Annotated in this window: 4 protein-coding genes; 2 read left to right on the plus strand and 2 right to left on the minus strand. The window is 51.8% G+C overall.

Features of this window, described 5'->3' with window-relative positions; genetic code table 11:
- Positions 1 to 530: 530 nt before the first annotated feature.
- Together AC13E3_RS15890 and AC13E3_RS15895 are read right to left on the minus strand one after the other, a co-directional pair.
- Positions 531 to 1,136 carry a hypothetical protein gene (locus tag AC13E3_RS15890; RefSeq protein WP_482902216.1) on the minus strand — a complete coding sequence of 202 codons (606 nt, stop codon included), beginning with the start codon at positions 1,134 to 1,136 and terminating at the stop codon, positions 531 to 533.
- A 112-nt stretch (positions 1,137 to 1,248) separates the two neighbouring features.
- Positions 1,249 to 1,539 (minus strand): hypothetical protein, encoded by a 291-nt coding sequence (locus AC13E3_RS15895; protein ID WP_273135252.1) that lies wholly within the window; start codon positions 1,537 to 1,539, stop codon positions 1,249 to 1,251.
- A gap of 408 nt (positions 1,540 to 1,947) precedes the next feature.
- Here AC13E3_RS15895 and AC13E3_RS15900 point away from each other — a divergent pair, with 408 nt between their 5' ends.
- A complete protein-coding gene (locus AC13E3_RS15900) occupies positions 1,948 to 2,430 on the plus strand; it encodes a transposase (RefSeq protein ID WP_482902217.1) in 483 nt (160 codons plus the stop codon).
- A gap of 8 nt (positions 2,431 to 2,438) precedes the next feature.
- Complete coding sequence (locus AC13E3_RS15905; protein WP_482902218.1) at positions 2,439 to 2,930, plus strand: hypothetical protein; 492 nt, start codon at positions 2,439 to 2,441, stop codon at positions 2,928 to 2,930.
- Positions 2,931 to 2,999: the final 69 nt, after the last annotated feature.

A 2,999-nucleotide genomic window follows, 5' to 3' on the forward strand; every position in this document is an offset into this window, starting at 1 on the left:
CACAACCCACTCCTTCACTAACATGCCCCCGGCCATCGATAAAAGCCGGGGACAGTAGCTGGTTCTGTGGCCTGACGGCCACCCGGGGGTGGGTCAAAACTAATGGCCAGTAGTGGGTCATTTTAATTGGCCACTAACACCAACAATTAGCCATCCATCGATTCCATTCTGATCAATAATTTCGAAAATTCGAGGCTCCGAGTATTCTCTGGTAGGAGGGAACAATTCATCCTTGGTTATGCACTCGACTGACCTTTCCCTCAGACCACTGCACAGCTCGGTGATCATTAAGTTTTTGAATTCAAAGTTCGCATTTGGCGCATCAACTAATATTTTCGAGTAGGTACGATCTCTGTGCTCAGGATCGATGTGCGTTTGCATTTTCGTTGTCGCACACCCGGTAATTAAGAGCACGAGGGGTATTAGAAATAGACTCTTCATCGATATCTCCGGAAGAATTTTAACGCCAACAGCACGCGCGGCTACTAAATGAAGGCGAAGCCGCACTGCCGTAGCCTTGCCTGTGATTGTTAAGTTTCTTCGACATATTCTGCGTTTGAGTGTCCATGAAATCCAGAAAGAGGCGACACCAAAAGTCCGCAGTCAAAAAACGAGGCTCGTAGCTTGGAGTTGAGCCACCGAATAAATGCCTGAGTGTCGTCCAAGCATATTGTTGCTTGCTTCGCCGAAACAAACTTGTCGAACTTGGATTCGACAACTGATGGATTCTCACAGATTAAATGTTTAACACGAGACTCAAAAGTATGCGTTTTTCCGTGAACAACGACATCCCTGAGATTCTGGAGCAACCTAATACTCTGATATGGCCTCCGCGAGGTGTCCGGCAGGTCGAATCCTCCCAGCTCACAAAGCTTCTTCAATTTACCCGGCGTTCCTGAATACTCACCTTTTGAAAAATGCGTCTTCTCATTCTCGAAAATCTCAGGGGCAACACAGCTAAGTGCATGATTCACATATGCTTCAAAGGTAAAGTACGCCATTGTCATGGCTGTAAGGTAGAAGTAGTGGCTACCTTGTTCGCCACTCCTGGCTACAGCCATTTGCCGCGTACAACATGACCATAAAAGCTCGTAGGTAAAGCTTTCGCCGGAAACTAGTGACTGGGTTTTACTCACACCTACGAAACCTTAACGAATGTTTAGCGGCGCTCATGTAGCGCAGCGAAAGGGGCGTCCGGTGTAGGGCCGGAGGCCCGGAACGAGCTACAACAACTGGTTATGTGATCTCTCATTTCTCCCCCAAGGCTCTTGGTCTGAACAGCTCACCAGCACCTTCTAGAACTGTCCAGACAAGCAAACCAACGCCAACGCCGAGATACCAGGGACTGAGAAGCACAGCGGCAACCAACATGAACACGGCAGGTAAAATTGGCAGCTTCATAGCGCCCGAGGCAAGATTAATGACCAGATTTATGGCGGCAAGAACGACACCTAGCCACAGCAGCCAATGAACGCTCAGAAACCAGCCAATAACACCCACCAACGGCCCCGACAGGGTAAAGAGAGTAAATTGATTCATGCTTCCTTGCTCCTACACATAACAGCGGTTGGGCAACGCGCTTTACCATTGCAGAAATTTGACTGCCTCATTATTACTGACTTCGCACCATCAATCGCGCTGCACATAAATCGTTAAAACAATAGCTTAGCCGAGCATGGCTATCTCTGCCATGAAATCGTTCAGCGTCTGCAATTTGCTCAGCTAACCATACTGAACGAAATTGCTGTGATTAGCGTAGAGGCTCTGGAGGAAAACCCTGACTCCAACGTTCGCTTTTGTTTTTCCTGAATCAAAGCCGCCAGAGTAAAATTACAGGTATAAACTAGCGTATGGCTCGGATCTGACACCATCCCCCTCTGTCAAGGTAGTTGGAACCCCACCCGATGTTAGACTCTGTAAATGAAGTGGGGCGAGACAGAGGTTTTCATGAAGTATTCACCGGAACGTCGCGAAGCCATCCTGCGCAAGTTACTGCCACCGAATAACCGGCCTGTTGCTGAAGTGGCGCAAGAGGAAGGCATTTCAGACGCGACCTTGTACAGCTGGCGAAACGAAGCCCGAAAGAATGGACAATTACTGCCAGATCACGGTTCGGATCCGGAAGGCTGGAGTTCGCGCGATAAGTTCAACGCCGTTCTTGAAACCGCCGCACTGAGTGAGTCCGAGCTGGGCGAATACTGTCGCAAACGTGGCATCTATCCTGAGCAAATTCGCCGGTGGCGTCAGAGCTGTGAAACGGCCAATGACCGTGATGAGCGGCTTGAGAAACGCTCCCGTGACGCGGTTAAGCAGGAGAAGAAACGCACTCGACAGCTTGAGCGCGAACTCCAACGCAAAGAAGCGGCACTCGCTGAAACGGCGGCCTTGCTGACACTGCGAAAAAAGGCCTGGGGGGACGAGGACGACTGACCAGCACCCTGGATCGCCAGCATGCTGTACAGCTGGTTGATGAGGCGCGCATAGATGGCGCGCGCCTGAAAAGCGCCTGTGCCGAGTTGGGTATTGGCACCAACACCTATCGCCGCTGGAAAGCCGGCGGTGAGGATGGCCGGCCCAGTGCGCTCAAACATACGCCGTCTCATGCACTGACTGCGATGGAGAAAGCGATGATCCTGGCCGTTTGCCACCAGTCCGATTATGCCAGCCTGCCACCGTCTCAGGTCGTGCCGTTGCTGATGGACGACCATGGCTGGTACATCGCCTCGGAATCATCCTTCTATCGCGTTCTGAGCGAACACAACGAGAACCACCGCCGGGGTGCCCGGCACTCTGGACGAGTCGGCCCGCCTCGGCGTCACGAGGCCACCAGACCGAACCAGGTCTGGTGTTGGGACGTTACCTATCGTGTGCCCGGAGTCCAGGGCGAGCATGGAAGCTCAAATGGACCACGAGTCTATCTGGAATATTGAACCGGTGCTTCATGAGGAAGTAACGAACCAATCCCACCTACTGTGAGGGTGGTGAGCCTGAGCGGCAGT

Source organism: Marinobacter sp. L-80 (assembly GCF_056859395.1).